Annotated in this window: 21 protein-coding genes; 18 read left to right on the top strand and 3 right to left on the bottom strand. The window is 39.2% G+C overall.

The genetic code is table 11. The annotated features are described in order from the left end of the window. Positions 1-2: 2 nt before the first annotated feature. From BLV53_RS02980 to BLV53_RS02940, 9 genes are all read left to right on the top strand, one after another. Positions 3-971 (top strand): glycosyltransferase family 2 protein, encoded by a 969-nt coding sequence (locus BLV53_RS02980; protein ID WP_090296880.1) that lies wholly within the window; start codon positions 3-5, stop codon positions 969-971. A gap of 41 nt (positions 972-1012) precedes the next feature. Beyond that, positions 1013-2230 (top strand): ATP-grasp domain-containing protein, encoded by a 1218-nt coding sequence (locus BLV53_RS02975; RefSeq protein ID WP_090296879.1) that lies wholly within the window; start codon positions 1013-1015, stop codon positions 2228-2230. 61 nt (positions 2231-2291) lie between these two features. Beyond that, positions 2292-3560 carry an ATP-grasp domain-containing protein gene (locus BLV53_RS02970; RefSeq protein WP_090296876.1) on the top strand — a complete coding sequence of 423 codons (1269 nt, stop codon included), beginning with the start codon at positions 2292-2294 and terminating at the stop codon, positions 3558-3560. Between the two features lie 180 nt (positions 3561-3740). Next, a complete protein-coding gene (locus tag BLV53_RS02965; RefSeq protein ID WP_170830733.1) occupies positions 3741-4964 on the top strand; it encodes a UTP--glucose-1-phosphate uridylyltransferase in 1224 nt (407 codons plus the stop codon). Between the two features lie 12 nt (positions 4965-4976). Continuing rightward, positions 4977-6398 carry a sugar transferase gene (locus tag BLV53_RS02960; RefSeq protein ID WP_090296872.1) on the top strand — a complete coding sequence of 474 codons (1422 nt, stop codon included), beginning with the start codon at positions 4977-4979 and terminating at the stop codon, positions 6396-6398. A 111-nt stretch (positions 6399-6509) separates the two neighbouring features. After that, positions 6510-7394 (top strand): glycosyltransferase family 2 protein, encoded by an 885-nt coding sequence (locus BLV53_RS02955; protein WP_090296870.1) that lies wholly within the window; start codon positions 6510-6512, stop codon positions 7392-7394. Then, on the top strand, positions 7394-8374 hold the full coding sequence (locus BLV53_RS02950) for a glycosyltransferase family 2 protein (protein WP_090296867.1): 981 nt from the start codon (positions 7394-7396) through the stop codon (positions 8372-8374). The genes BLV53_RS02955 and BLV53_RS02950 overlap by 1 nt, the downstream gene beginning before the upstream one ends. 45 nt (positions 8375-8419) lie before the next feature. Next, positions 8420-9283 carry a Rossmann-fold NAD(P)-binding domain-containing protein gene (locus BLV53_RS02945; protein WP_090296865.1) on the top strand — a complete coding sequence of 288 codons (864 nt, stop codon included), beginning with the start codon at positions 8420-8422 and terminating at the stop codon, positions 9281-9283. A gap of 1 nt (position 9284) precedes the next feature. Beyond that, the gene (locus BLV53_RS02940; protein WP_090296862.1) at positions 9285-10079 is read left to right on the top strand and encodes an HAD family hydrolase; all 795 of its coding nucleotides are present in this window, start codon (positions 9285-9287) and stop codon (positions 10077-10079) included. 16 nt (positions 10080-10095) lie between these two features. On the opposite strand, the gene BLV53_RS02935 is transcribed toward BLV53_RS02940, so the two are convergent. The 3 genes from BLV53_RS02935 to BLV53_RS02925 are packed head-to-tail and all read right to left on the bottom strand — an operon-like array spanning position 10096 to position 14649. Beyond that, positions 10096-12546: a hypothetical protein gene (locus BLV53_RS02935; RefSeq protein WP_139298915.1), complete on the bottom strand. Its 2451-nt coding sequence runs from the start codon at positions 12544-12546 to the stop codon at positions 10096-10098. A gap of 3 nt (positions 12547-12549) precedes the next feature. Further along, on the bottom strand, positions 12550-13479 hold the full coding sequence (locus BLV53_RS02930; RefSeq protein WP_090296857.1) for a hypothetical protein: 930 nt from the start codon (positions 13477-13479) through the stop codon (positions 12550-12552). 21 nt (positions 13480-13500) lie between these two features. After that, complete coding sequence (locus tag BLV53_RS02925; RefSeq protein ID WP_090296855.1) at positions 13501-14649, bottom strand: hypothetical protein; 1149 nt, start codon at positions 14647-14649, stop codon at positions 13501-13503. A gap of 694 nt (positions 14650-15343) precedes the next feature. Between BLV53_RS02925 and BLV53_RS02920 the strand changes: the two genes are divergently transcribed. The 9 genes from BLV53_RS02920 (at position 15344) to BLV53_RS02885 (ending at position 26634) form a co-directional block, all read left to right on the top strand. Further along, positions 15344-17992 carry a valine--tRNA ligase gene (locus tag BLV53_RS02920; protein WP_090297721.1) on the top strand — a complete coding sequence of 883 codons (2649 nt, stop codon included), beginning with the start codon at positions 15344-15346 and terminating at the stop codon, positions 17990-17992. A 132-nt stretch (positions 17993-18124) separates the two neighbouring features. Next, positions 18125-18802: a deoxyribose-phosphate aldolase gene (gene deoC, locus BLV53_RS02915; protein ID WP_090297715.1), complete on the top strand. Its 678-nt coding sequence runs from the start codon at positions 18125-18127 to the stop codon at positions 18800-18802. 155 nt (positions 18803-18957) lie between these two features. Continuing rightward, a complete protein-coding gene (locus BLV53_RS02910; RefSeq protein ID WP_090296852.1) occupies positions 18958-20385 on the top strand; it encodes a DUF342 domain-containing protein in 1428 nt (475 codons plus the stop codon). Between the two features lie 23 nt (positions 20386-20408). Continuing rightward, positions 20409-20555 (top strand): hypothetical protein, encoded by a 147-nt coding sequence (locus BLV53_RS16955; RefSeq protein WP_170830732.1) that lies wholly within the window; start codon positions 20409-20411, stop codon positions 20553-20555. Between the two features lie 20 nt (positions 20556-20575). Then, positions 20576-21970 (top strand): tetratricopeptide repeat protein, encoded by a 1395-nt coding sequence (locus BLV53_RS02905; RefSeq protein WP_090296849.1) that lies wholly within the window; start codon positions 20576-20578, stop codon positions 21968-21970. Between the two features lies 1 nt (position 21971). Further along, positions 21972-22424, top strand: coding sequence for a cytidine deaminase (locus tag BLV53_RS02900; RefSeq protein ID WP_090296847.1), 453 nt, complete (start codon positions 21972-21974; stop codon positions 22422-22424). Between the two features lie 124 nt (positions 22425-22548). Next, positions 22549-23736, top strand: coding sequence for a BMP family lipoprotein (locus BLV53_RS02895; RefSeq protein ID WP_090296845.1), 1188 nt, complete (start codon positions 22549-22551; stop codon positions 23734-23736). A gap of 208 nt (positions 23737-23944) precedes the next feature. Next, positions 23945-25483: an ABC transporter ATP-binding protein gene (locus tag BLV53_RS02890; protein WP_090296843.1), complete on the top strand. Its 1539-nt coding sequence runs from the start codon at positions 23945-23947 to the stop codon at positions 25481-25483. Beyond that, a complete protein-coding gene (locus tag BLV53_RS02885) occupies positions 25483-26634 on the top strand; it encodes an ABC transporter permease (RefSeq protein ID WP_090296840.1) in 1152 nt (383 codons plus the stop codon). The genes BLV53_RS02890 and BLV53_RS02885 overlap by 1 nt, the downstream gene beginning before the upstream one ends. The last annotated feature ends 3 nt before the right edge of the window (positions 26635-26637 follow it).

The raw sequence follows: 26637 nt of genomic DNA, 5'->3' as shown, positions 1-26637 counted from the left end.
AAATGGGAAATAAAAAAGTAAGCGTTGTTATAGCCACATACAACCAGGAAAAATACATTAGACACACATTAGAGAGTGTAGTTAATCAAAAGACAAATTTTGAATTTGAGGCATTGGTAGGAGATGACTGCTCTACAGACGGCACAGCTGCTGTTGTTAGAGAATTTGCAGAAAAATATCCAGATATAATTGTTCCATTTATTCGTGAGAAAAATCTTGGAATGGGTGGCAATACAGCAGACCTTGTTATGCGCACAACTGGTGAATATGTCGCCTTCATCGAGGGTGATGATTATTGGATTGATGACCACAAGCTTCAAAAACAGGTGGATTTCTTAGATTCTCATCAGGATTATGTGGCTTGCTTTGGACTTTGCCAGATTGTTGATGAAAACGAAGTGCGTCAGCCAGATAGGGAACAGTATAGCGGTTTCATGAAAGAAGGCGGAGAATATACTGTAAAGGCATTTCAGGACTATTTATTACCTGGACAGACTGCTACATCTCTGTACAGAAAGGTGGGATACGCAAAGCTTCAGGAAAAAATTACAAAGATTGATGTTGATCCAAGATTTTTGATTGATAGAAGCCAGGTTTTACTCATGCTTTCAGTAGGAAAGATGTACAACATGGGTGAGTATTTCGCAGCATATCGATATGTGCTAAATGCAAATAGTGGTTCATGGTCTTCAAAAAATGATTATTACAGCAAAGAAAATGTAATAAATTACCTTGAAGGTATGAAAATCATGGAAAAAATAGCAGAAGCTGTTGGGCTTGAGCTTGATTTTGATGAACGTCGAAATTATGAGCTTAATAAACTTGAGGATAATGCAAGCCAATTTAACAAAAATGATTATGATGAGATTCTTGGAAAAATCATCAATGATGCAAACAATACAAAATTTATAAAAGACCTACATAAGAAGAGACAGAGAAAAAGAGTTATTAATAAAATCCTTGGTAGATAACCAGGAAAAGTTTTATAGAAAGTTTAGTTAGGTTTTATATTATGAAGAAATTATTATTTTTAGGCAACAACTGCCACGTGGATGAACTTATTAAATATGCAAAAGCCAGAGGAGTTTACACTATCGTAACTGACAACCTTACAGTTGAGCAATCTCCAGTTAAGGCTATGGCAGATGAAGCATGGGATATTAGTGTATTTGATTATGATGTCCTCGTAGAAAAATGCAAAGAGGAAAACGTAACAGCTGTATTATGTGGTTCTTCAGAGGTATGTATAAAGGCCAATAAAGAATTATGTGAAAGACTCAATCTTCCATTCTATGCCAATGAGAAAGCATGGAATATCACAAATGACAAAATTTTATTTAAACAGGCCTGCATAGAATGTGGATTACCAGTTCCTAAAGATTATGATTTAGATATCAATTTTAATGCTGAGGACTTAGCAAATATAGAGTACCCGGTAGTTGTAAAACCTACTGATTGTTGTTCAAGTCTGGGACTTCACATTTGTAATAATGAGCAGGAACTCATTGAGGGCTACAAGGATGCATATGAAAAGTCTAAAGTCAAAAAGGTAGTAGTTGAGGAGTTCGTTGCAGGCGAACAGATTGGAATTATTTATGCCTTTTTAAATGGTCAATCACACTTTATTGCATCAGGTGATGATTGTGCATGTAAGCATGATGCATCTCGACGCGTATTTGGTTGCTCTCCTACTAAGCACAAGGATATTTTTGAGAAAAGACTTGAAAAGCAAATAGAAAAACTGTTTAATTTATTAGAAATAAAGGCTGGTACTGCCGGAATCCAGGTAATTACAGATGGTGAAAAAGCAGCAGTACTTGAGATGAACTACAGACTTCCAGGTGGAAAATTCCCAGGGGAAGAAATTCTTTGTACAGCCATGCTTGATAATGCCCTTGGAGAGGACAGTGGTATTTCTCCAGAGAGACAAAAGGGACAGTTTGCAAGCTATGCATTATGGCTTAAGCCAGGCAAGATTGCAGAAATCAAAGGCTTGGATGAGTTTAAAGCACAGCCACAAAAGTATAGTGTTCAGCAGTTTAGACAGGTTGGAGATGTGATTGAGGACGAAACAGGCATGCGACAGGTTCTTGGTTATATTATGGCCTTTACAGACCCTAAACATGCAGATGAATTTATTAAATCCGTAAACGATAATATTCAGGTTATTTCTGAGACTGGCGAGGATTTACTTTGCAGATATCGTTTTGAAAAAGGTTACGCAGTTTAATATTGGCCTTTTATAAATAGGGGAGACAAACAGGGGGATACTAAATGAGTGAAAGGTGAGAATGATGGACAAGATTTTATTTTTAGGCAACAACTTGCATGTGGATACTTTGCTAAGACTATCTAAGGAGAGAGGTATATACTCCATTGTTACTGATAATTTATCAGTTGAAGATTCACCAGTTAAGCAAATGGCAGACGAGTATTGGGACATTAGTGTTACTGAAATTGATGAGCTTGAAGAAAAGGCAAAAGAAGCTGGTATTACAGCAGTTTTGTGTGGTGCCAGTGAAGTATGTATGTCTGCTAACAGAGAGCTTTGCAAGAGACTTGGCTTCCCATTTTATGCTTCTGATGAAGCTTGGAAAATTGTCAATAACAAACAGCTTTTTAAGGAAGAATGTATTAAGTATGGCGTTCCTGTTGCTAAGGATTTTCAATTGGATATTAATCTTAAGGCTAGTGATTTGGCTGCAATAGAATACCCTGTAGTAGTTAAGCCGGTGGATGGATGCAGCAGCATAGGACTACATATTTGCTTCGATGAAGAGCAGCTTATTGCTGGCTACAGAGATGCCTATGAGAAGTCAGATGCAAAAAAGGTGGTTGTTGAGAAGTTCTTTGCCGGAGAAGAGGTGTCATTATTATTCTGTTTTGTAAATGGTGAACCTATTCTTGTCGAGTCTGGTGATGTATTAGGCGATAAAAAGGGCGGAAGACCTTTCCTATTTGGTGGAACACCAACAAACTATATGGCTCTAATTAAGGAAAAGTTGGAAAAACCATTGAAAAATCTTTTTTCAGGAATAGGATGTCAGGCAGGTGTTGGCAGTATTCAATTTATTATAGATAATGGCGAGCCTGCTGTTATTGAAATGAACTATCGTTTACCTGGCGCAAAGACTATGAGTAGTGAGTTTATATGCAATTGTATGATTGATTATGCTATAGGAGTTACTGAAGAAAAGGAAAAGCTTATGGGTAATCTCCCTGTAATACCTAATACAAAGGCATATTGTGTATGGGTAAATCCTAGCACAATTTCAGAGATAAGTGGACTTGACCTGATAAAGGAGAATTTGAATACATTATCACTAAATCCTAATTATAAGGTTGGAGATACTATCCCAGAAAATTCAGGAATGAGACAAATTTTCTTATATGCTGTTCTAGATGGTAATAAAGAGGATTTGGCCTCAGCTACTAATTATATAAATGAAAATCTGAAGGTCCTTGATGAAAATGGTGTAAATCTTATTTGCAAATATAACTATGAAATAAGTGATGTAACTCAGTCATTAATTGGCGAAACATCATTTGGTGTGGTATAAAGGACGCTGGCTGAAGTTAGTGTGTCAAATAACCATTATGCAGTATAATTTTGTACCATTTTTATGCACATTTTTTGCGCAAAAGATAGTATCATATATACACTTGTGAATAAACTGTGAACGATCGAATATTAGGCTGTATAAGTTCACAGAATATATGGGATAGGGAGACGGAGAGAAATGAATAAAGAAGAAGCAATTGAACTATTGGAAAAGGCTGGTCAGGGCCACGTAATGAATGGCTTTGATAATCTTTCAGACGAGAAAAAAGAATCTTTGCTTGCGCAGATTGAAAATATCAACTGGTCAGATTTCAAGCTTATTGGAAATGATTCAGCAGATGTTAGAGGCGAGTTTGCGGTACCACCAGCTATTGAGCTTCCAGAGATTGAGGCTAGAAAGGCTGAGTTTGAAGCTGCAGGTCTTGAGGCTATCAAAAAGGGTGAAGTTGGTGCGGTTCTTCTTGCAGGAGGAATGGGCACACGTCTTGGCTTTGATTTACCAAAGGGTTGCTACAATGTTGGACAGACACATGAGCTTTTCATTTTTGAGTGCCTCATTAACAACCTCATGGATGTAGTTAAAAAGGCTGATGCATTTGTACCACTTTATATCATGACTAGTGAGAAAAATGACGAGGCTACACAGGCATTCTTCAAGGAACACAACTATTTCGGTTACAACCCAGAATACGTTAAGTTCTTCATTCAGGATATGGCGTGTGCGGTTGATTACGATGGAAAGCTTCTTCTTGAAGAGGAAGGACGTCTTGCTACATCACCAAATGGTAATGGTGGTTGGTATGCATCAATGCTCAAGGCAGGTCTTAAGGGCGATATCGAGGCAAAGGGTCTTAAGTGGATTAATGTATTTGCTGTAGATAATGTTCTTCAGAGAATTGCTGATCCTCTATTTATTGGCGCTACAATCCTTGGTGGATATGTATCAGGCTCTAAGGTTGTTCGTAAAGTAGAGCCAGCTGAAAAGATGGGTCTTCTTTGCCTTGAAGATGGCAAGCCAAGCATCGTTGAATACTACGAGATGTCAAAGGAAATGTCTGAAGCAAAGGCAGAGGACGGAAGCCTTCTTTACAAATATGGCGTTATTCTTAACTACTTATTTGCAGTTGAGAAGCTTGATGAAATCGTTGATAACAACATGGTTGTTCATGTAGTAGAAAAGAAAATCCCTTACATCAACGAAAATGGAGAAAAGATTTCTCCAACAGAGCCAAACGGCTATAAGTTTGAGCTATTAGTTCTTGATATGATTCACATGATGGACAACAACCTTGCATTTGAGGTAGACAGAGTTCATGAATTCGCTCCTATCAAGAATCTTCATGGTGTAGATTCTGTTGATAGTGCCAGAGAGCTTCTTCAGCAGAATGGCGTAGTATTATAAAGGGGTTGTCTAATGTATAGAAAAAAGAAGAAATTTTGGGCAAAACATTGGGATTTCATCACATTAGACACATTGGCCGCACTACTTGCGTTGGGTTTAGCTTTATTTTTTAGATTTGACAGAGTTGTTTTTTCAGATATTGTTCCTCATGAATATATCTACGAAAACATGTTTATAATGATCATATTTGTCAGCATCTTAAACTGTTCTTTGCGAGATCCGTACACAGGAATAGTACACAGAAATAAGTGGCAGGAATTAATGGCTGTTGTAGTTCATTCATTTGTCAATCTGGCAGGCATCCTTATATTTTTGGTAGCCTTCAGATACACAAATCGCATTTCCCGCACAGTAATATTTGCATGGGCAGGCATGATGGTTTTAATCATGTTTGCATTCCGCATTGTTTTCAAAAGATTGATTCGCTACAGGAAGCATGATGATAGTACAAAATCTACAATGCTTATCATTGCAGACTCAAGCACTATAAATCATTGCCTAAGCCAGCTTGCAGGTTCAGACTACGTTGAATATAAGGTAGTAGGTTGCGCCATTATCGATAAAAACTGGGTAGGTAAAAAGATTCAGGGAGTTCCTGTTGTAGGAGATTGTGATTCTGTCTTTGAGTACATTCGTACAAATGTAGTCGATGAAGTGTTTATCGATGGAAAGAACAGATACAGCGAGGAACTTTTAGCAGAAAGACTTACTGATTTGGGATGTACAGTTCACATTTCCCTTATTCATACAGAACATCTGATGAAGAACCGCACAATAGAATACTATGGTGACTATATTACTATGACCACCAGTATGCATATGGCTACTAACAGAGAGGCATTTGCAAAACGTACACTAGATATCATCGGCGGTTTGGTTGGCTTGGTTTTCTGTGCTATAGCATTTGTATTTTTGGCACCTGTTATCAAGCTCCAGGCACCAGGACCTGTGTTCTTCTCTCAGACTCGTATAGGTAAAAATGGTCGTAGGTTCAAATTCTATAAATTCCGAAGCATGTACACTGATGCCGAAGAACGCAAAAAAGAATTGATGGATCAGAACGAAATGAATGGACTCATGTTCAAAATGGAAAATGATCCACGTATTTTCCCAGCAGGCCACTTCATCAGAAAATACTCTATTGATGAACTTCCACAGTTTTGGAATGTTTTAATAGGTGATATGTCATTGGTAGGTACTCGTCCACCGACAGAAAACGAATTCGTTCAATATGAGCTTCATCACAAAGCACGACTTGCCGGTCGTCCAGGTCTTACAGGAATGTGGCAGGTAAGCGGTCGAAGCGATATTAAGGACTTTGAAGAAGTTGTTGCACTAGACACAGAATATATTAGAAATTGGTCCCTTGGTTTGGACCTACAGATTCTTTTCAAAACAGTAGCAGTTGTTGTAAAGGGTTCTGGCTCTAAATAGACAAGAAGACCCCGTAAAGGTTATAATAATCTTTACGAGGTCTTTTTTAAATAAACTATAGGTTTCCGAAAGCAAAAGAGGAAACTCATTATTCTATAGGATGGGGCATAAATGAAAATAACAGTAATTACTCCCTTTTACGAGGGTGAAAAATATATGGCAACGCTTGTTAATTGCCTTCTTGCAAATCAGCAAAGCCTGCAGAAAAAAGGTCATGAGCTGGAAGCCATTTTAGTAAATGACAGTCCATGGAAAAGGCTAGAAGCGCCAAACATTCAGGGTCAGTTTTTTAAAGTCATTACAAACGAAAACAACAGAGGAATACATTACAGTCGTGTTGCAGGTCTGGCAGAGGCAACCGGTGATTATATCATGTTTTTAGATCAGGATGATTCGTTGGAAGGAGAAGCTTTGATAAAACTCCTGAAAGCTATTGCCACAGATGATGCAGATGTTGAGGTTGCTAATGCCAGACTGGAGCAAGCTGATGGTAGTGAGTTGTTGTGGTACAGAAACAGCTATCACAAGAAACTGATTGGGGATTTGAAAACATATTTAAAAGTAGGAATCCAAATCATTTCACCAGGGCAGTGTCTGATAAGAAAATCTTCTATTCCAGATTTCTGGAAGACACATATAATGTCAAAAAATGGTGCTGATGATTACTTCCTTTGGCTTTTAATGCTTGCCCAGGGAATGAAGTTTAAGTGCTTAGACGAGGCTTTATATACTCACAGATATACAGCCGCAAATATATCAGCAGATACCACTGTAACTGACGAATCAGTTTATGATTTTATAGATTTACTAAATGACTGTGATTATTTCAAACAGGAAGATATATATACTCTCCATGAAATGATTACCTACAAAAATCAGTTTAGGGCCAGCAATACCATTGGTAAAATAACATGCTCCCTGGCAAATCTGGATTTGTTTATTTACAATATTATCTACAAGAAAAAAACTGGGACAGGATACGGGTTTAACAGATAATGAAAGATGTAGCAGTGTTACTGGCCACCTACAATGGTGGTAGGTATCTAAAACAACAGTTAGACAGTTTGCTTGAGCAGACCTATCAGAATTTTCGAATAGTAATTCATGATGATGGTTCAACTGATGATACCGTAGACATCATAAATGAATACAGAGAAAATTATCCAAATAAAATAGAGATATATTTTGGTCACCCATGCGGCGGACCCAAAGAGAATTTCCTTTGGATGCTCACCAGAGTGCATGCTGACTACTACATGTTTTGCGATCAGGATGACGTTTGGCTGAAAGAAAAAGTCGAACGCTCTGTAGAAAAGTTAGAGAAAACAGAGTTTGACCTGATAAAGGCTAAAACTCATATGGATACCGATGAGTTTGACACCCCGATTTGTGTATTTACCGATATGAAGGTCGTAGATGAAGAGCTTAATATTCTTTCTGATTCTTTCATCAGATACATTGGACGATTGCCTTCAAATACTGCTTATACCCAGATTATTATTGATAATCCAGCGGCTGGTTGTACTATGTGCTTCAACAAACCACTCCGTGATTTAGTGGTAAAAATGTTGCCATACCTAGACTTAAAAAACATTCCTATGCATGATGCTCTGATATTAGAGTTGGCATCCATTAATGGAAAGGTGGTTGCTATTGATGAGCCTCTGGCGTATTATAGACAAACAGGGCAAAATGCAATGGGGGCGATAACTGAATCTGACTCCGAAAAGGCGGGCAGAAACATTCAGGATATTAAGCAGGGCAGCTTCTTTGAAAAAAAGAAGGAATTTGTTTCTGAATCCAGATTGTTTGCGAACGAAATAATAAAAGCAGATTTTTTGCCAAAGGACAAAAGAGATGTTCTTATGTGTTTCGCAAACATAGGACGTAAAAACAAATTACAAAGAATGTATTTTTATCGCAAGCATAATTTTACAAGGGCAGTACACAATCTTTGGTTTAGATTGTTTGTATAGGCCATGGCTATGCCGTAACGGGGAAATTCTTAAGGAGAACAATTAATGAAAAAATTACTACTATATATGAAGAAACATGCGGACTTCATAATATTTGATATGGTTGCACTGGTTTTTGGCTATTGGTTGGTGGTTCAATTCAGATATGAGCTCAGCACAGTACACCATGGAGAATTGTTTTTTGACTATGGTATAGTTCTTGCTGTGGTTTATTTCCTTATTTTGTTAATCAGCAAGAATTTGTCCGGAGTTATTAAAAGAAGCTTTTTCAAAGAATGCCAAACATTGTTAGCACAGGTATTTGTTAGCTGGGCTTTCTTCACAGTTGTACTTTATGGTATCAAGACAGCTCAGAACTTTTCACGAAGCGTATATGCCGCAGCCTTTGCTGTATGCTATTTATGTTTGCTATTTGAAAGAAGCGCTCTTAAATGCTTCATACGTTTCAGCAGATTTCACTCAGCGCTTTGTCCAAAACTAATCGTTGTCTGCGACAGTAACCATTCACAACAGGTAATCAAACGAGTCCTCAAGGGTTCATTTGAAAACGATTATGAAATTGTAGCAGTGGCGATGAATAATGAAGGCGCCTCAGACTACATCGATCATTTTGATTCGTTGATAGGTCTTGATAAGCTTGAAGAATTTATTGCCGATAAAAAGATTGACGAGGCCTTTATCGAGGTTGCCGATGCAGGGGTTGAGACTCATGTGATTAACCTTCTGTTAAAGCACAACATTATCGCTCATCGTAGTCTTCAGGATAGCACCATGAACTATGTTGAACAGGAGATTGATGAAATCAGCGGTCATTCCGTAATTACGATACGTGATACTCAGGTTTCATTTGTAACCAGAGCAGAGCGCCTCGAAACAAAACTATTTAGAAAGTTAACAAAAAAGGATTAATATGAAATCAGCAGTATTTTTTGATATAGACGGTACACTTTGGAACTACGACAAATACATCCCAGAAAGTACCAAACAGGCCATTAAAAAGCTTAGAGAAAATGGCCATCTCGCTTTTATTTGCAGTGGAAGAGCCAGATCATTTATTAATGACCCAGACTTATTAGCATTAGGTTTCGATGGAATAGTATGTTCTTGCGGTTGCCACATCGAAATCGATGGCAAAATCATTTATCAAAAGCTCTTAGATAAGGACTTCGCAGTAAAAACCATCGAGATGATACGAAGCTATGGATTTAGACCAATCCTGGAAGGCCCAAAGAAAATCTACATGGATGATAATGAATTTGGTCCTGAGGACGGATTTGGAAATATATTGCGTCGAGACTTAGGCCACAACTTGGTAGGTATCAATGGCGAACATTACGGCAATTGGGTAATCAACAAAATGTCATGCACAACAGATGTAGACCCTGAGAAGCGCATGGAGTGTTTTGACAGACTTGCTGATGATTTTGCAATTATAGTTCACAGTGATGATGTATGTGAATTAGTTCCAGCAGGCCACAACAAAGCTACAGGTATGCTCACAGCATGTGAGATTGTTGGTGTTGACCCAGCAAATACCTATGCTATCGGTGATAGTGAAAACGATTTAGATATGCTCACTGCGGCAGGTGTTGGTATCGCTATGGGCAACGGCACAGATAGAGCAAAGGCTGCAGCAGATTATGTAACCACAGCCTTTGATGAAGACGGCATCTACAATGCACTTAAGCATTACAAATTAATCTAAAATCTATCTTAAAACATTAATAGTTTACTTCTATATAATTGAATTGTACTGTGGATGAGCATGTTACGGTTTCGCCCAAGGCATGCCCGCCCCAGTTTTCATCTCGTGAATACATTTCCACTACTACGTAAACACCCTCTAATTCTTCATCTGAATATCCTGATAGATTCCAGGTGCACTCTGATGCTCCTGATTGGGCAATAAGTTCTTGCCTTGATCCTTTTAGTTCCCCGGTTATAGGATTCATAAGTCTGTAGATAATGTCATGGCCAACAGCATTTACTGTTATGGATTTTGCGCCTGCCCCAATCGCGCCTGATTTTAATGCTACAGTACCACTTGCGGTTGTGACTAATTGTACTGCATTTCCATCACCCTCATATACCCTGGTAATATTATGTGTTCGTCCAAAATTAGTTAGCTCAGATGAGGCTGATAAATATCCTGAATTAACAGATGGGGTAAATCTGGTGGCAAAGGATGATTGAGTAGGAGCAAAAACAGTATGAGATTTAGTGCCTAGGTTTGGAACACTGCTATGAGCGAAAGCTGCAGTGTATATAGTTGAATTTCCATTTTTATTTACTTTTAATTGGGTGTCCTTGTATTCGGCCTTGTGCCCGCAATTTTTACATATACCACTAGCTAAACAATAAGCAGGGATAGATGTTTTGTTATCATCTGTAATCATTTTCCCATCTGAATCATAAAAGTTATAGGTCCATGTGAAGTCATGATTATTAGCTACACAAGCAGAAACGTTGGCATAGGTAAAGTTGATGGTTGTAGTTCCATGATGGGTTTGAGGACAACTTCCACTTCTTTCTACGTGCCCTTGGTTACCATCGCGGTAATAGGTTATTCCTTCAATGGCGAGTGTTGAACTCCACACGTATTTTGCTGGAACTGTTATAGTTCTTGTTTTGGAAACTTCGCCAATTATGGATACAGTTCTGTTATTAGTAGTATCGTAAAGGCGATATGATATAGTGGAATCAACATTAAGCCCGTGAGTAGGAATGGTAAATGAAATTGTTTCGACTCCAAGTGGCTTGGCTATATTCCAACCTTGAACAGTTTGGTGTATACCACAGTCAAAGGCATTATCCCTGGTGTAGAGGATTTCTCCGTTACCACCATATACATTTTCAGGGCATGTTTTTCCACAACCACTCCAGGTGGCATTGCTGACAACTTCCGAAATAGTTTGCCCTGCTCTGGCAACAGCGTTGGCAAATTCATTTGAACTAGAGGCGGCTTTTGTGTTGTAGCGCATAATCCAGTCTTCCATTTGCGTGCGGGTTGTAGGATTTGTTGCAACTAGATTTTTTAGGTTTACCCAGTATGCTCCGGAGTCAAAACATATTTTATAGCAGAGCCAGTCATAGTCATTGTCCGCAGATTGTCCCTGGGGTTCTCTATATCCGATCCAGGAACTGTTGGTATAGTAGCAGTCTCCATCACTTAAATCCCATATAACAGACATATCAGTATTTGATGAAATATCATCAACACCCGTGTAAAGAGCAGATTTTAGTCCATGACTTTCGGTGGAGTTTGCAATGAATTCTCCTATGTTTGCATTTGTGTTATTTATACAGTAATCAAAAAATAATTGAGGATTGCTACTGTCATAAGCTTCAGCAGAAACTGCAATCATATTTAAAAGCTCCTCAGATTCTCCAGCTAGAGAATTGCTGCGGTTAGAAATATAATCTGCTATCATCCAACTGAAATAAGTTCTCACCCAGTCCTTTTGTGTTTTGTTCAGTTTTCTGTAATTGTTTCCCAATACTTTTAATATATCGATATCATATCCTGTTGCATTTGCAGCTGTAACAGACCACTTGGCGCCAGAACCATTTCCCTGATGACGATTTGTTGCAGTGGATGCAGCGCCTCTTAAAAATAAATTGTTTTTGGCATATTGTCCGTCACCTAAAAAATTGGTGTCTGAGTTGCTGCCTGAAGTTAAATCTATAATTGCCTTTGCAAAACCGGGATGAGATTTTACAGTCTTGCAATATTGCTTAAAGACATCAGGATTACTATTAATCCAATTGATAATGAAATCATCATTGCGTGTTATAGTTTGATACAAATAGGAATCAAATTGAGAATTATATGTGATATTCGTCCTATACGAAGAAGCAATTTTCCCATCGTTTGTAACGTAGTCAGAGTAATATTTATGCCCCCAGGTTAAATAAGGAGAACTATAGTAGGATTGCCCATTTCTCCAGTTTGATTCCTCAGAAAAAAGTTTTAACCATACATACTGCACGATGTCTGAATCCATAGAAGCATTTTCCGAAATATATTTAGCGTAGTAGCTTCTTGCAGGAATAAAGGTATAGTTATTACCAGTGTCTACTTTTGCAAATGATACTAAATTTGCTGAAAAAAGGGAGAATAGAGTTGATGCCGCAATGGCTATCTTTTTTAGTTTTTTAAATCTTTTAGCCAACAATTATTCCTCCTCTTCGCTAAATTTTTCTTCAGTTGGGACATCCATTGAAAACTCATCGTCGTCAAGGGTAGTTTTATCATCATTAGCAGGACATTCCTCATTGGTCTCATCAGAAGTTTCATTAAGTATAGCTTCATCAGCGCTGCTTTCATCATGGGAAGTTGCCTCATCGATACATTCCTCATTGGTAGAATCTGTGTTACCGGTCAATTTATCTACATCAGATTTTTCTTTATCATCTTTAACAACATCTGAATTCTCTATATCCTTTTTATCATTAGAGACCACATCCTTTTCAATTTTCTCAACAGTAGCTATTGATTTATAAACAGTTACATCGGTGGAATCCTGTTTGAGCGACTGTGTTTCAACAGAAGATATTGAAACCTTTCCCTCTAAATCTATACTGGCCTTAATGGTGTAGCCCGATGTAATTTCACCCTTAAGCTCTTGTACATTATCTAAAATCAAAGCTGTATCAGAGTTCATATCAATAGAGGAAAGAGAGGCACCGTATTCTAATTCGATAGTGGTATATAATGACATAGTTGTAGTTTCACCGGTTGGAATAAACCCATCATATATTTCGATTTCTTTTGTATAATCAACATTAATCGGGCAGACCTCTACAGTGTTTGTTTCAACCACTTCCACATCGGACTCTACAATAATTTTTTCAAACTTCTGATCATCAGAGACACCGTCCGTAAGACTATCTTTATCAAGGCTATCCTCCTCAAGACTATCTCCATCAGATTCATCTTCCACATCCCCATCAACAGCATTCGCTTCAAATATCGCCCCATCAACCATATTTTCCTCAGCAATTAACTCATTCGCATATACGATATTGCTTGTTGATGGTAGTGCAATAGTTGCAGCTAAAGCTAATGGTAATAAGCCCTTTTTTATAATAGATTTTAAATTCATATACTTTTACTCCTTACATCTCTAAAATGGTTTAAATGTGTTCATGCTATCGTAATAGCCATAGACACCATTTGAATATCCAAATCTAAATTCTGCTCCATTATCAGTTGTACGTTTGTGAAGTTTGTTTATCTCAGCCCAGAGCTGTTCATTATTTTCCTCAACAGTTTCAGAAAGCGAGTTGAGCTGATTTCCTAATTTTTCATTTTCACCTCTAAATTCTGTTGCATTATCTTCAATGAGTGTGTTTAGTTTTTCATCCTCCTGCTTGGATGTTTCAGAAAAATTGTTAATAAGTTCAGAAATATTTTTACTCTCAGATTGAAGCTTTTCCGTTAATTCGCTGATAAGACCCTTTAATCCATTCTCTTTTGAGTTTATATCTGAAGTCAAATTGCTCACACTTTTATCAAGATTGCCTTGCAACTCAGCGCTTTTAGCAGATGTTTCATCCTGGAGTGAGTTGAGCTTTTCATTAAAGTTTTTATTTAAATCATCAAGTTCCGGCATAGTGTTTTTGGAAAGATCTTCGATAATGGTATGAACATTTGTAAACTCATTTTCAGTTTTTTTATCAAGCTCAGTCAGGTCTTTAATTACTTCCTCAAATTTATTATTTGTCTTTGACTCAAGCTTATTTACATCAGAATTGGTTTTGTCGAATTCTTCCTTGGAGTTTTTCTCAAGGTTGTCAATATCTTCCTTGAATTTAGTCTGGTACTCTTCCGAAGTTTGCTTTGAGTCATTAAGAATGATGTCTATTTCACCGATGAGCTTATTAATTTCATCGACGCGCATATTGTCAGAGTTGGAAGATGCATTTAGTTTCATCTGAAGTTCTGATTTGATATCTTCCAAAGATTTCATGTTGGAATCATATTTGTCGTCGATAATCTGGTAGACAATATCCATGTCTTCTTCAGTTGTTACATTGTTTTTGTTGAAATAATCGTTGATGAATAAATCCAGAGCCTCTTTTTGAGAATCGGTGAAGCCGTCACTAGAGTCCACATAATTGTTAAGCTCCTTGACAGCATCCGCTGAAGTTAGTTCATTTGCGCTGGCATTTTTGAACAGGGTAAGTCCCTTAAAGCGCATTAATAGAAGCACGATTAACACGATGGCTAGTGCTGATAAAAATAGTGTGATTTTATTTATATACTTTGTCATTTCATTACTCCTTATCTGTTTTTGAGGTTAAGGAATATGAATGTGATTTTGAATGATTTAATTCCTGTGGAATATTTGGTTGATACAACCTGATTTATAAAAAAAGACAAGCGGTAATATAACACGGTTAAAAAATTATTGCAAGAAGAAATTTTTAAAAACATTAAAATTACATAACACTAGTACACGTATTCCTTGACATAAGCAAAAAATATTTATATCATTAATTAAGTTTTTAAATGCGATGATGAAGAGGAGTAGTTAGTGTCGTCCTGTAGAGAGGGTCGCTCACCGGCTGAAAGGTGACCTAGGAGCAGAGCTAATGAAGGTAGCTTCGGAGCAGGTGGTGAACAAAACGCTTATGCGTATAAGCCGTCCCGAGTCGTTCCCGTAAGGAATAAGATGAGTTATAAATGCAGGTGGTAACGCGACCATACCGTATATGTCGCCCTGTGTACGTAGTAATGCGTATACAGGGCTTTTTTAATTGCGTTAATAGTCTAGGTTCAGGAAAACATAGTGGATAGTTTTTAGCTACAGGTTTAATTTATAAAGCGGCTACACAACCTAGGCGAGCGCGAGCAGGAAGGCTCCGCACCGAGTGAGGACCCACTGGACCGCAGCGAGAGTGTGGAAGGTGGCCTGCGGGAGCATGAAACACTAAATGGCCGCTTTATTTAGAAAGGACAGAAAGATGAAAGAATTAGCAAAGACCTATGATCCAAAAGGTCTAGAGGATCGTCTTTATAAAAAATGGGAGGAAAATGGCTATTTCCATGCAGAAGTAGACCGCAGCAAAAAGCCATTTACAATTGTGATGCCACCTCCAAATATCACAGGACAGCTTCACATGGGCCACGCCCTTGACAATACAATGCAGGATATTCTTATCCGCTACAAGAGAATGCAGGGCTACTCAGCTCTTTGGCAGCCAGGTACAGACCATGCAGCTATCGCTACAGAGGTAAAGGTTATTGAGCACCTTAAGAAGCAGGGTATCGAAAAGGATAGCCTTGGACGAGAGGGCTTCCTTGAAAAATGCTGGGAGTGGAAGGATGAGTATGGTACTCGTATCATCAATCAGCTTAAAAAAATGGGTTCATCTGCTGACTGGGAGCGCGAGAGATTCACAATGGATGAAGGCTGCTCAAAGGCTGTAGAAAATGTTTTTGTTAAGTTATACAAGGAAGGCTACATCTACAAGGGCAACCGCATCATCAACTGGTGCCCGGTTTGTCAGACATCTATTTCTGATGCTGAGGTAGAGCATGAGGAGCAGGCAGGACATTTCTGGCACATGAAGTACGAAATCGTAGGAGAGCCAGGACGTTTTGTTACATTTGCTACTACACGTCCAGAGACAATGCTTGGTGATACAGCTGTTGCTGTAAATCCAAAGGATGAAAGATATCAGGATATCATCGGCAAGACTGTAATGCTTCCATTTGTAAATCGTGAGATTCCAGTTGTTGCTGATGAATATGTTGATATGGAATTCGGTACAGGTGTTGTTAAAATCACACCAGCTCACGACCCTAACGATTTCGAGGTTGGTAAGAGACACAATCTTCCAGTTATCAATGTCCTTAACGATGATGCTACTATCAATTCAAACGGTGGCGAGTTCGAAGGAATGGACAGATACGAAGCCCGTGAAATTATCGTTAAAAAGATGGATGAAATGGGACTTCTTGTAAAAATCGAAGACCATACACACAACGTTGGTACACATGATAGATGTAACACTACAGTAGAGCCAATGGTAAAACCACAGTGGTTCGTTGCCATGGAAGAGCTTGCAAAGCCAGCTATCGAGGCTATCAAAACAGGCGAGCTTACATTCGTACCAAAGAACTACGACAAGACATATTTACACTGGCTTGAAAACATCCGCGACTGGTGTATTTCACGTCAGCTTTGGTGGGGACACAGAATCCCTGCATATTACTGCGAGAAGTGTGGCGAGACAGTAGTTGCTCCTGCAGCAGAAGCTCCTACAGTTTGCCCTAAGTGCGGACACACTCACATGAAGCAGGACGAGGATACACTTGATACATGGTTCTCATCAGCACTTTGGCCATTCTCAACACTTGGATGGCCAGAAAACACAGAGGAGCTTGACTACTTCTATCCTACAGATGTACTTGTAACGGGTTATGATATCATCTTCTTCTGGGTTATCCGAATGGTATTCTCAGGCTATGCTCACACAGGAAAGAGCCCATTTTCTACTGTACTTATCCACGGCCTCGTTCGTGATTCACAGGGACGCAAGATGTCAAAGTCTTTAGGAAATGGTATTGATCCACTTGAGATTATCGACAACTATGGCGCTGACGCACTTCGTCTTACACTTATCACAGGTAACGCACCTGGTAACGATATGCGTTTCTACAATGAGCGTGTTGAAAACAGCCGTAACTTTGCAAACAAGGTATGGAATGCATCACGTTTCATCATGATGAACCTTGCTGATAACGAAGTTACAAAGCCAGCTGATGCCGACCTTGCAACAGAAGATAAATGGATTATCTCAAAGGTTAACACTTTAGCCAAAGATGTTACCGAAAATATGGATAAATTTGAGCTTGGTATTGCAGTTCAGAAGGTTTACGATTTTATTTGGGATGAGTTCTGTGACTGGTACATCGAAATTGTAAAGCCACGTATGTACTCTCAGGAATATACAGCAAGCAAAAATGCAGCACTTTACACAGCAAAGTATGCACTTACAAACGCATTAAAGATGCTTCACCCATTCATGCCATTCATCACAGAGGAAATCTTCTGCACACTTCAGAGCGAGGAAGAAACTATCATGCTTTCAGCTTGGCCTGAATATGATGAAGCAAACAACTTCCCTGTAGAAGAAGCAAAAGTTGAACGTGCAAAGGATGTTGTTCGTGGTATGAGACAGCTTCGTACAGATATGGATGTTCCACCTTCAAAGAAGGCTGCTATCCACATCGTTGCTGAGTCTGCAGAGGTACGTGCAATATTCGATGAAATCACACCAATATTTGCAAACCTTGCAGGTGCAACAGATGTAATCGTTCAGGCAGACAAGCTTGGCATCGGAGATGACGCTGTTTCAGCAGTTATTGCAGATGCAACACTTTTCGTTCCACTTGAAGATCTTGTAGATTTCGAAAAGGAAAAGGAACGCCTCACAAAGGAAAAAGAAAAGCTTGAAAAAGAGCTTGCTCGTTCACGCGGAATGCTTTCAAACGAGAAATTCATGAGCAAGGCACCAGAGGCAAAGGTTGCCGAAGAACGTGAAAAGCTTGCAAAATATGAAGCAATGATGGAACAGGTAGAAGCTCGTCTTGCATCAATGCGTTAAAAAATAATTAAAAGGGTGCCCTCATCAGTCACCTTCGGTGACAGCTTCCCCCAGCGGGGGAAGCCAAAGAATAGCCTTCCCCCGCTGGGGGAAGGTGCCCCGGAGGGGCGGATGAGGGGTCAGGAGGTAATCATGGATATTAAAAACATTTTAAGCAAATGCGATCACACTTTACTTGGGGTTGATGCAACATGGAACGACATCAAAGGAATCGTGGATGACGGCATGAAGTATGAAACAGCTTCAGTGTGCATCCCAGCCAGTTTTGTAAAGCAGGCAGCAGATTACGTTAAGGAGCAGGGTGGACACCTTCCAATCTGTACAGTAATCGGCTTCCCAAATGGTTATGCTACAACAGCTTCTAAGTGCTTCATGGCATCAGACGCTGTAGATAATGGCGCTGAAGAAGTAGATATGGTTATCAATGTTGGTTGGGTTAAGGAAGGACGTTACGATGATGTTCTTGCTGAAATCAATGCAATCAAGGCTGCCTGCAAGGGTAAGCTCTTAAAGGTTATTATCGAGTGCTGTCTTCTTACAGATGAAGAGAAAATCAAGATGTGTGAAGTAGTTTCAAACTCTGATGCAGACTACATCAAGACATCTACAGGCTTCTCAACAGGCGGAGCAACATTTGAGGATATCAAGCTTATGGCAGACCACATGACAAACGGCAAGCTTATCAAGGCTGCTGGTGGTATCGCATCACTTGATGACGCACAGAAGTTTATTGATCTTGGCGCATCAAGACTTGGTACAAGCCGTGTTGTAAAGGCCGTTAAGGGGCTTCCAAACGACGGAAAGTATTAATAACGCAAAAGTGAAATTTTAATGAAAAAGTAAAAAATTTCGTGAACATCATGACAAAGTAAAAATAGAGAATTATAATTGTACTATCTATATTGTGCGGTTTGCGCATGTAGATAGTACATTTTCTAGTTTATTATTTGGTTTAGGGGGTTCTTATGGCAGGGCCTATACCAGCTCAAGCACCAAAAGTTCAGGTATCATCCAATGGTTTGGAGGCTACATTGACCTTCAAGATTCCAGATGGAAAAAATGAAGTGCCCAGGTTTACTGCGTCTCAGTTACTTGGGTTCTTGCATAGCGCCAATGTTACTTTTGGAATTGATCAGGATGCCTTGGAGAGACTTGCGGATAATCCTATATATGGCCGCGCTATAAAGGTGGCCGAGGGAACACCTCAACAGCAGGGTACTCCAGGATATTTTGAATACACCTTTGAAACTAAATTTAATAGAAAGCCTACAATACGTCCTGATGGAACAGCTGATTACATGAGCATTAAGACTATTGAGACTGTGGAAAAGGGTGATGTTATCGCTATTTATCATCCTGCAATTCAAGGGTCTAGGGGTATGTCTGTCAGAGGCCAGATATTAGAGCCGAAACCGGTTCGTGATTTACCACCATTGTTTGGACGTGGCTTTGATCGTTCCAAGGATAACCTTACCTATACAGCGCTAATCTCAGGCAAAATTGAGGTTCAACAAGGCAAGATTTTAATATCTCCAGTACATGAGGTTCAGGGAGATGTTGGAATTGAAACCGGAAATATTAAGTTTAATGGTGACGTTATTATCCATGGCGGCGTTCATGATGGTGCGATTATCGATGCAGCAGGCAATGTTATCATTGATGGCCTAATCGAGGATTCGGAGATTCGCTCTGGTAAGGATTTGTTCCTTTTGTCCGGAGTAAAGGGCAACGAAAAAACAGTTATAAATTGCGGTGGCACCCTGACAGCTCAGTTTGTTGAGTACGCCACTATTACTTGCAATGGAAATATAACAGCGGATTATTTCTTTAAGAGCAAGATTAGTTGTAATGGTCGTGTGGAGTTGAATGGAAACAATGCGTCTATCATAGGAGGCTATGTTTCTGCAGTTCAAGGAATAGAAGTAAACGACATTGGTAATTCCTTTGGAACAATCACCAACGTTGCAGTAGGCGTTGATGTGGAAAGAATTGCCGCCTTTGAAATGTTGGCTAACAAAATCGAAGCCATCAATTCAAACGTAATGAAAATCAAAAAGGGTATAGAAGACTTTGATAAAATAGGGCAGGAGCGTGGAATCAACTACAAGGAAGATCCACGTAGAATGCAGCTTCTTAGAGTGCGTATTCGTGACGAAGCTATCGTTCTTGAAGAGACTAAACGTCTGTCAAAGATGAAAGAGATAATTGTCTCAGGAAAGGATGCTACTATCAAAGTATTCCGCAGACTCTATGCAGGTACCAATGTATCTGTTGATGATCACAATGTGGCCATCAATAGTGATCATGATCGCGTGGAAATCAGCAAGAGCCCTGAAGGAATAAAGTTGACAAGATTAGTTGGAGAAGCCAGTCTCCCGAAAAATAAAAAATAACTTCACTAGATAAAGAGGGAAAAATGATCGATTTCGAGGAAGAACTTAAAAAGTATGAGCCAGCCATTGAAGTAGAACAGGCGGAGGCAGATATCAAGGCCAGAGATTTAACAGACCTTACAGATTTGCTTTATAACATGACAGCTCAGAATAACACTACAAAGCAATAGCGATTTTTACGGAGAATAATATGCAATGTTTTATGTGTGGTGCCGAAGTAGCTAATAGTAAAATCTGTTACAACTGCGGCGCCGATATTTTGTTATACAAACAGATAATTTACACTTCTTACGTGTTCTATAATCAGGGCTTAGAAAAAGCGAAAGTAAAGGATATGACAGGTGCTATTGAGGCACTTAAATCATCTTTACAGTATTACAAATACAATACAAGAGCCAGAAATTTGCTTGGACTGTGCTACTATCAGATTGGGGAGACAGTCAGAGCTATTAATGAATGGGTATTGTCTAAAAATCTGCAGGAAAATGATAATCCGGATGCAGACAGATATTTGGCAGAGATAGAAAGCGACCCTGGACTTCTAAGTAAACTAAATTCCACTATCAAAAAGTATAATCAGGCAATTGAATACTGTAAGTCGGGCAACAGGGATTTGGCTACGATTCAGCTGAAAAAAGTAATTAGCCAGAATCCTAATCTTTTAAAGGCTCATCAGTTGTTAGGACTTATATACATCGAGGATGGTAAATTTGCAGATGCTAGAAAAGTTCTCACAGCTGCTGCTAAAATAGATAACAACAATACTACAACGATTCGTTACAATCATGAGATTAAGGCCAGATTAAAGGAAAGTAATAAAAGACACAAAAAGAAAAATGATGTCATCTCATTTTCTGATGGAAACGATACTGTTATCATGACGGAAACTTCTCTTAGAAGTATGCTTGATAACACCAGAACAAGTCTTGTTAATATTCTTCTTGGACTTGTTGTAGGACTTTTGATTTGCTTTTTCCTTGTAGTTCCAACTGTCCGTAGCAACATGACGGATGGTAACACCCAAACGGTTATCAGTTTAAACGAAACTTTAGCTGAGGCTCGTTCAGAAAATGATGCCCTACAGGAGGAGATAGATAAACTTAAAACAAGCCTTTCTGCGTTTGATAATAAGCAGGATGTTTCTACATCCTATGACAATCTCTGGGCGGCTCAGAATTATTATGCTTCAGGAGATAGCAAAACCGCCTGTGAATATATTCAGCTTGTCACAAAAGATGTTATGGGCGAGCAGGGACAGATTGCATACGACAATCTATATGCAGAACTTGGCCCGGCTATGACTGAAGGCTATTATGAAGAGGGCAACGCCTTCTATACAGAAGAAAATTACGAGAGCGCAATCATTAATCTAAAAAATGTTGTAGATACGGATGAAAAATACAATGAAGGTGCAGCATTGTTCCTACTTGGTGATTGCTACAGATTGACAGGGGATACAGACTCTGCAATGGAATGCTTCAATAAAGTTATTGAGTATTTTCCAAATAATAAATGGGGTCGTCAGGCAAAGGTATACATCGCAGCAGATGATACTGAGCTTAGCGCGGCCGAGATAGGTGATTAATATGACAGAAATTGAACTGATTAAGCTTGCACTTGAAGCTAGAGAAATGGCCTATACACCATATTCTCGTCATAAAGTAGGAGCAGCTCTTCTTACTACAGATGGCAAGGTTTTCAAGGGGTGCAACATTGAAAATGCAGGCTACACTCCAACAAACTGTGCCGAGAGAACAGCAATTTTCAAAGCAGTGAGCGAAGGCTACAAAACATTCGAGTCCATCGCTGTTGTTGGTGGTATGGACAAACTTAAAGCTTTACCATTTTGCGCACCATGTGGTGTGTGCAGACAGGTCTTAAGAGAATTTGTCGCTCCAGATACTTTCAAGGTTTATCTTGCAGAAGTTGATGATGTGACAGATTTAAACAATCTTACCGAAGACAAAGTCAGAATAAAAACAATGACTCTTAGTGAATTGTTACCACTTGGATTTGGACCTGAGAACCTTGAAATATAATCATTATATAATTATTTTCATTAGATAAAATAACTCTATATTGCAAAACTTACAAAATTCTTTATAATTTTATATAGGTGTTTTCAACTAATTACGAAAACAGGATAATAGGAGGAATTAAAGAATGAAGAAGAAGTTATTAAGCGTACTTCTTGTGGCTGCTATGACAGCTACTATGTTTGTTGGATGTGGATCATCTTCAGAGAGCAGTGACACTGCATCTTCAGATGCTGCAACAACAGAAGAGGGAGCAGGTAGCGCTGCATCTAGCGATTACAAGATTGCTATGATTACAGACTCTGGTGATATCACAGACATGTCATTCAACCAGACTACTTACGAAGCTTCTAAGGCTTTCGCTGAGAAAAATGGAGTAGACTTCCAGTACTACAAGCCAACAGAGGATTCTGATGACGCTCGTATCGCTTCATTTGAGAATGCTGTTACAGATGGTTATAACGTAATCATCGTTCCAGGTTACTTATTTGCTGGTATGATTGCAAACGTTGCTGAGGATTATCCAGACGTTACTATCATCGCTCTTGACTGCTCACAGGGTGACTTCGACGGCGCTGGTATGTCAGAGCTTCCAGAAAATGTCTGCTCATTCACATATCAGGAAGAGCTTGCTGGTTACATGGCAGGCTATGCAGCAGTTAAGGAAGGCTACAAAAAGCTTGGTTTCCTTGGTGGTATGGCAGTTCCTGCTGTTATCCGCTACGGTTATGGTTTTGTTCAGGGCTGTGATGCAGCAGCAGTTGAGCTTGGCAACGCATCAGATGTTCAGGTTAACTACGTATATGGTGGCCAGTTCTATGGTGATGATGCCGTAACAGCTCAGATGGATACATGGTATTCAAACGGCACTGAAATCGTATTCGCTTGTGGTGGTGGTATCTTCACATCAGCTTGTGAAGCTGCAACAAAGCCAGGCGTTAACGGTAAGGTTATCGGTGTTGACGTTGATCAGTCAGGTACAATCGAGAACGCTTACGGTGTTGAAGGCCTTTGTGTAACTTCAGCTATGAAGGGTCTTGCTGCAACAGTAGATGCAACACTTACAGACCTCTTAGCAGGTAACTGGTCTAACTACGCTGGAAAGATTGAAAACCTTGGTATCGTATCAGGAACAGATCCTTCACTCAACTATGTTCAGCTTCCAACTGACACATGGACAATGGAAAACTTCACAGTTGATGATTACAAGGCACTTGTTGCTTCATTAAACGATGGAACAATCACAGTTAGCAACTCTACAGATGCTATGCCAAAGACAGAAATCACTGTAAAGGAATATGACAATATTCACTAAACACAAGTAATTTCATTAAAAAATCTAAGGCTTTCCCAATTCGGGAAGGCCTTTTTTAGCATTATATTCTATTGTGTAAAACCAACAAAATTAGTATAATAAAGCGTGTACAAGACCATAAAAATGACCATTGAGCACAGTGGTTATTGTTATGGTTTTGCAGACATAGATTGCATTATCAGTATAAAAAATTAGAAAGGGTTCTAATATGGAAGATTATGTAATTGAGATGTTGCATATCACAAAAGAATTTCCAGGCATTATTGCAAATGACGATATTACTTTGCAATTAAAGCGTGGGGAGATTCATGCGCTTCTCGGGGAGAATGGCGCCGGTAAGTCCACACTTATGAGTGTATTATTTGGACTTTATACACCGGAAAAGGGAGTTATAAAAAAAGATGGTAAAGAAGTAAAAATCAACAACCCTAATGATGCTACAGATTTAGGTATTGGAATGGTTCATCAGCATTTCATGTTGGTAGATATTTTTACTGTACTTGACAATATTATCTTGGGTTCTGAGCCAAGCAAGTTTGGGTTCCTTACCAAAGCGGATGCTCGTAAAAAGGTACTTGATCTGTCAAATAAGTACAACCTCAAGGTAGACCCTGATGCACTTATTGAGGATATCACTGTTGGTATGCAGCAGCGTGTAGAAATCCTCAAGATGCTTTATCGTGATAACGATATTCTTATTTTTGACGAGCCTACAGCTGTGCTTACTCCACAGGAGATTGATGAGCTCATGAAAATCATGAAGGATCTTGCAGCAGAAGGTAAATCAATCCTGTTCATCACTCATAAGCTTAATGAGATTATGGAAGTTGCTGACAGATGTTCAATCCTTAGAAAGGGTAAATACATCGGCACAGTTGATGTAAAAAATACCACTAAGGAAGAACTTTCTTCAATGATGGTAGGACGTAACGTTAAATTTGCCGTTGATAAGGTAGAGGCAAAGCCTACTGATGAGGTACTTAAAGTAGAAAACGTATGTGTAAAGAGCAAGCTTCACTCAAATGATTCTGTACATAATGTGTCATTTAATGTACGTGCCGGTGAAATCGTATGTATCGCAGGTATCGATGGCAATGGACAGACAGAGTTCGTTGGTGCTCTTACAGGTCTTGATGATATTTCAAGTGGTAAGATTACACTTTGCGGTGAAGATATCACCAAAAAATCTATCCGCTACAAAAATACTCATGGTATGAGCCACATTCCAGAGGATAGACATAAACATGGTCTTGTTCTTGACTATTCACTGGAAGAGAACATGATTCTTCAGAGATATTTCGAGCCAGCCTTTAACAACAAGGGCATCATCAAAAAGGCTGAAATGAGAAAATACTCAGACAGACTTACAAAGGCCTTTGACGTTCGTTCAGGCCAGGGACCAAGGACAATAGTTCGCTCTATGTCAGGTGGTAACCAGCAGAAAGCTATCGTTGCCCGTGAGATGGACAGACAGCATGAGCTTTTAGTAGCAGTTCAGCCTACTCGTGGTCTAGATGTCGGTGCTATCGAATACATTCACAAAGAAATCGTTAAAGAACGCGATGCAGGAAAAGCAATCCTTCTTGTTTCTCTCGAATTGGATGAGGTTATGAACCTTTCAGACAGAATCCTTGTTATGTATGAAGGTGAGATAGTTGGTGAGGTTGATCCAAAGACAACTACACTTCAGGAACTTGGATTATACATGTCAGGTGCAAAACGAGACAACAGAAAGGAGGCTAAGTAATGGAAAAGACAAGCTTTTTCAAACGACCAGCAGTACAGACATTACTTGCTTCGATTCTGTGTGCTGTATTAGGTATCATCATCGGATACATTATTCTTTTATTTATGAATGCAGAGCATGCAGGTGAAGGTATGGCAGCTATCCTTACCAATTTCTTCAAGTATCGTATAGCCAGCCAGACTACTCTCATGAAGTACATGGGGTCATTCCTTGTAAAATCTGTTCCTGTAATACTTTGTGCTGAGGCTATTCTTTTTGCATACAAGGCAGGCCTTTTCAACATCGGTGTTGCAGGCCAGTATACAGTTGGTATTATTGCCAGCCTCTATACATCACTTGCACTTGGATGGAACTGGTTCTTATGCTTAATCGCAGCTATAGTAGCAGGTGCTGTATGGGGCTTAATCGCAGGTTTCTTCAAGGCATATTGCAATGTCAACGAAGTTATTGCAGGTATCATGCTCAACTGGATTGGCCTTTACATTTGTAATATTATCCTTGGTCTTCCATCATGTATGAATCAGTCTAAATCAGAGACCTACGATATCAAGGATGTTAATCCAGCAGGTCTTCTTCCAGCTTTCATGCGTGAATTCTTTGGAAAGAACGAATACATGACAATAGCTATTCCTATCACAGTTATTGTTGCAATCGTTATCCTTGTAGTATTAAACAAGACAACCTTTGGCTACGAGTTAAAGGCCACAGGTCACAACAAAGAAGCAGCTAAATATTCTGGTATGAATGCAAAGCGCAACATCATACTTACACTTGTTATCTCAGGTGCAATTGCTGGTATGGCTGCAGGTCTTTATTACCTTACAGGTATTGAGCACTTCAAAATCGCATCTTCAGTTCCAGGCATGGGCTTCAACGGAATCGCTGTTGCATTCCTTGGTGGTCTTCATCCAATCGGAGCTATTATTGCAGGACTTTTTGTTGAGTACATTACACTTGGTGGTCAGTATCTCAACACAAACTACTACAACCCTCAGGTTGCAGACCTTATGATTTCAATCATCATCTACCTCTGCGGTTTCGTATTATTCTTCAGAACAATACTTAACAGACCTGGCAAGGTAACTGTAAATGCTAACGCAGAGCCTGCAACAAACACAACTGACAACAAAGACAAAGAAAAGGAGGTGTAGAAG

The organism is Pseudobutyrivibrio sp. ACV-2, assembly GCF_900107545.1.
In the GTDB taxonomy this organism is placed as follows: domain Bacteria; phylum Bacillota; class Clostridia; order Lachnospirales; family Lachnospiraceae; genus Pseudobutyrivibrio.
This window is presented reverse-complemented; position numbering and strand designations above follow the sequence as displayed.

Bases quoted from the DNA above. Each gene is read 5' to 3' on its own strand.
- BLV53_RS02980 (WP_090296880.1), top strand. From the start codon at position 3: ATGGGAAATAAAAAAGTAAGCGTTGTTATAGCCACATACAACCAGGAA.
- BLV53_RS02975 (WP_090296879.1), top strand. From the start codon at position 1,013: ATGAAGAAATTATTATTTTTAGGCAACAACTGCCACGTGGATGAACTT.
- BLV53_RS02970 (WP_090296876.1), top strand. From the start codon at position 2,292: ATGATGGACAAGATTTTATTTTTAGGCAACAACTTGCATGTGGATACT.
- BLV53_RS02965 (WP_170830733.1), top strand. From the start codon at position 3,741: ATGAATAAAGAAGAAGCAATTGAACTATTGGAAAAGGCTGGTCAGGGC.
- BLV53_RS02960 (WP_090296872.1), top strand. From the start codon at position 4,977: ATGTATAGAAAAAAGAAGAAATTTTGGGCAAAACATTGGGATTTCATC.
- BLV53_RS02955 (WP_090296870.1), top strand. From the start codon at position 6,510: ATGAAAATAACAGTAATTACTCCCTTTTACGAGGGTGAAAAATATATG.
- BLV53_RS02950 (WP_090296867.1), top strand. From the start codon at position 7,394: ATGAAAGATGTAGCAGTGTTACTGGCCACCTACAATGGTGGTAGGTAT.
- BLV53_RS02945 (WP_090296865.1), top strand. From the start codon at position 8,420: ATGAAAAAATTACTACTATATATGAAGAAACATGCGGACTTCATAATA.
- BLV53_RS02940 (WP_090296862.1), top strand. From the start codon at position 9,285: ATGAAATCAGCAGTATTTTTTGATATAGACGGTACACTTTGGAACTAC.
- BLV53_RS02930 (WP_090296857.1), bottom strand. From the start codon at position 13,479: ATGAATTTAAAATCTATTATAAAAAAGGGCTTATTACCATTAGCTTTA.
- BLV53_RS02925 (WP_090296855.1), bottom strand. From the start codon at position 14,649: ATGACAAAGTATATAAATAAAATCACACTATTTTTATCAGCACTAGCC.
- BLV53_RS02920 (WP_090297721.1), top strand. From the start codon at position 15,344: ATGAAAGAATTAGCAAAGACCTATGATCCAAAAGGTCTAGAGGATCGT.
- deoC (WP_090297715.1), top strand. From the start codon at position 18,125: ATGGATATTAAAAACATTTTAAGCAAATGCGATCACACTTTACTTGGG.
- BLV53_RS02910 (WP_090296852.1), top strand. From the start codon at position 18,958: ATGGCAGGGCCTATACCAGCTCAAGCACCAAAAGTTCAGGTATCATCC.
- BLV53_RS16955 (WP_170830732.1), top strand. From the start codon at position 20,409: ATGATCGATTTCGAGGAAGAACTTAAAAAGTATGAGCCAGCCATTGAA.
- BLV53_RS02905 (WP_090296849.1), top strand. From the start codon at position 20,576: ATGCAATGTTTTATGTGTGGTGCCGAAGTAGCTAATAGTAAAATCTGT.
- BLV53_RS02900 (WP_090296847.1), top strand. From the start codon at position 21,972: ATGACAGAAATTGAACTGATTAAGCTTGCACTTGAAGCTAGAGAAATG.
- BLV53_RS02895 (WP_090296845.1), top strand. From the start codon at position 22,549: ATGAAGAAGAAGTTATTAAGCGTACTTCTTGTGGCTGCTATGACAGCT.
- BLV53_RS02890 (WP_090296843.1), top strand. From the start codon at position 23,945: ATGGAAGATTATGTAATTGAGATGTTGCATATCACAAAAGAATTTCCA.
- BLV53_RS02885 (WP_090296840.1), top strand. From the start codon at position 25,483: ATGGAAAAGACAAGCTTTTTCAAACGACCAGCAGTACAGACATTACTT.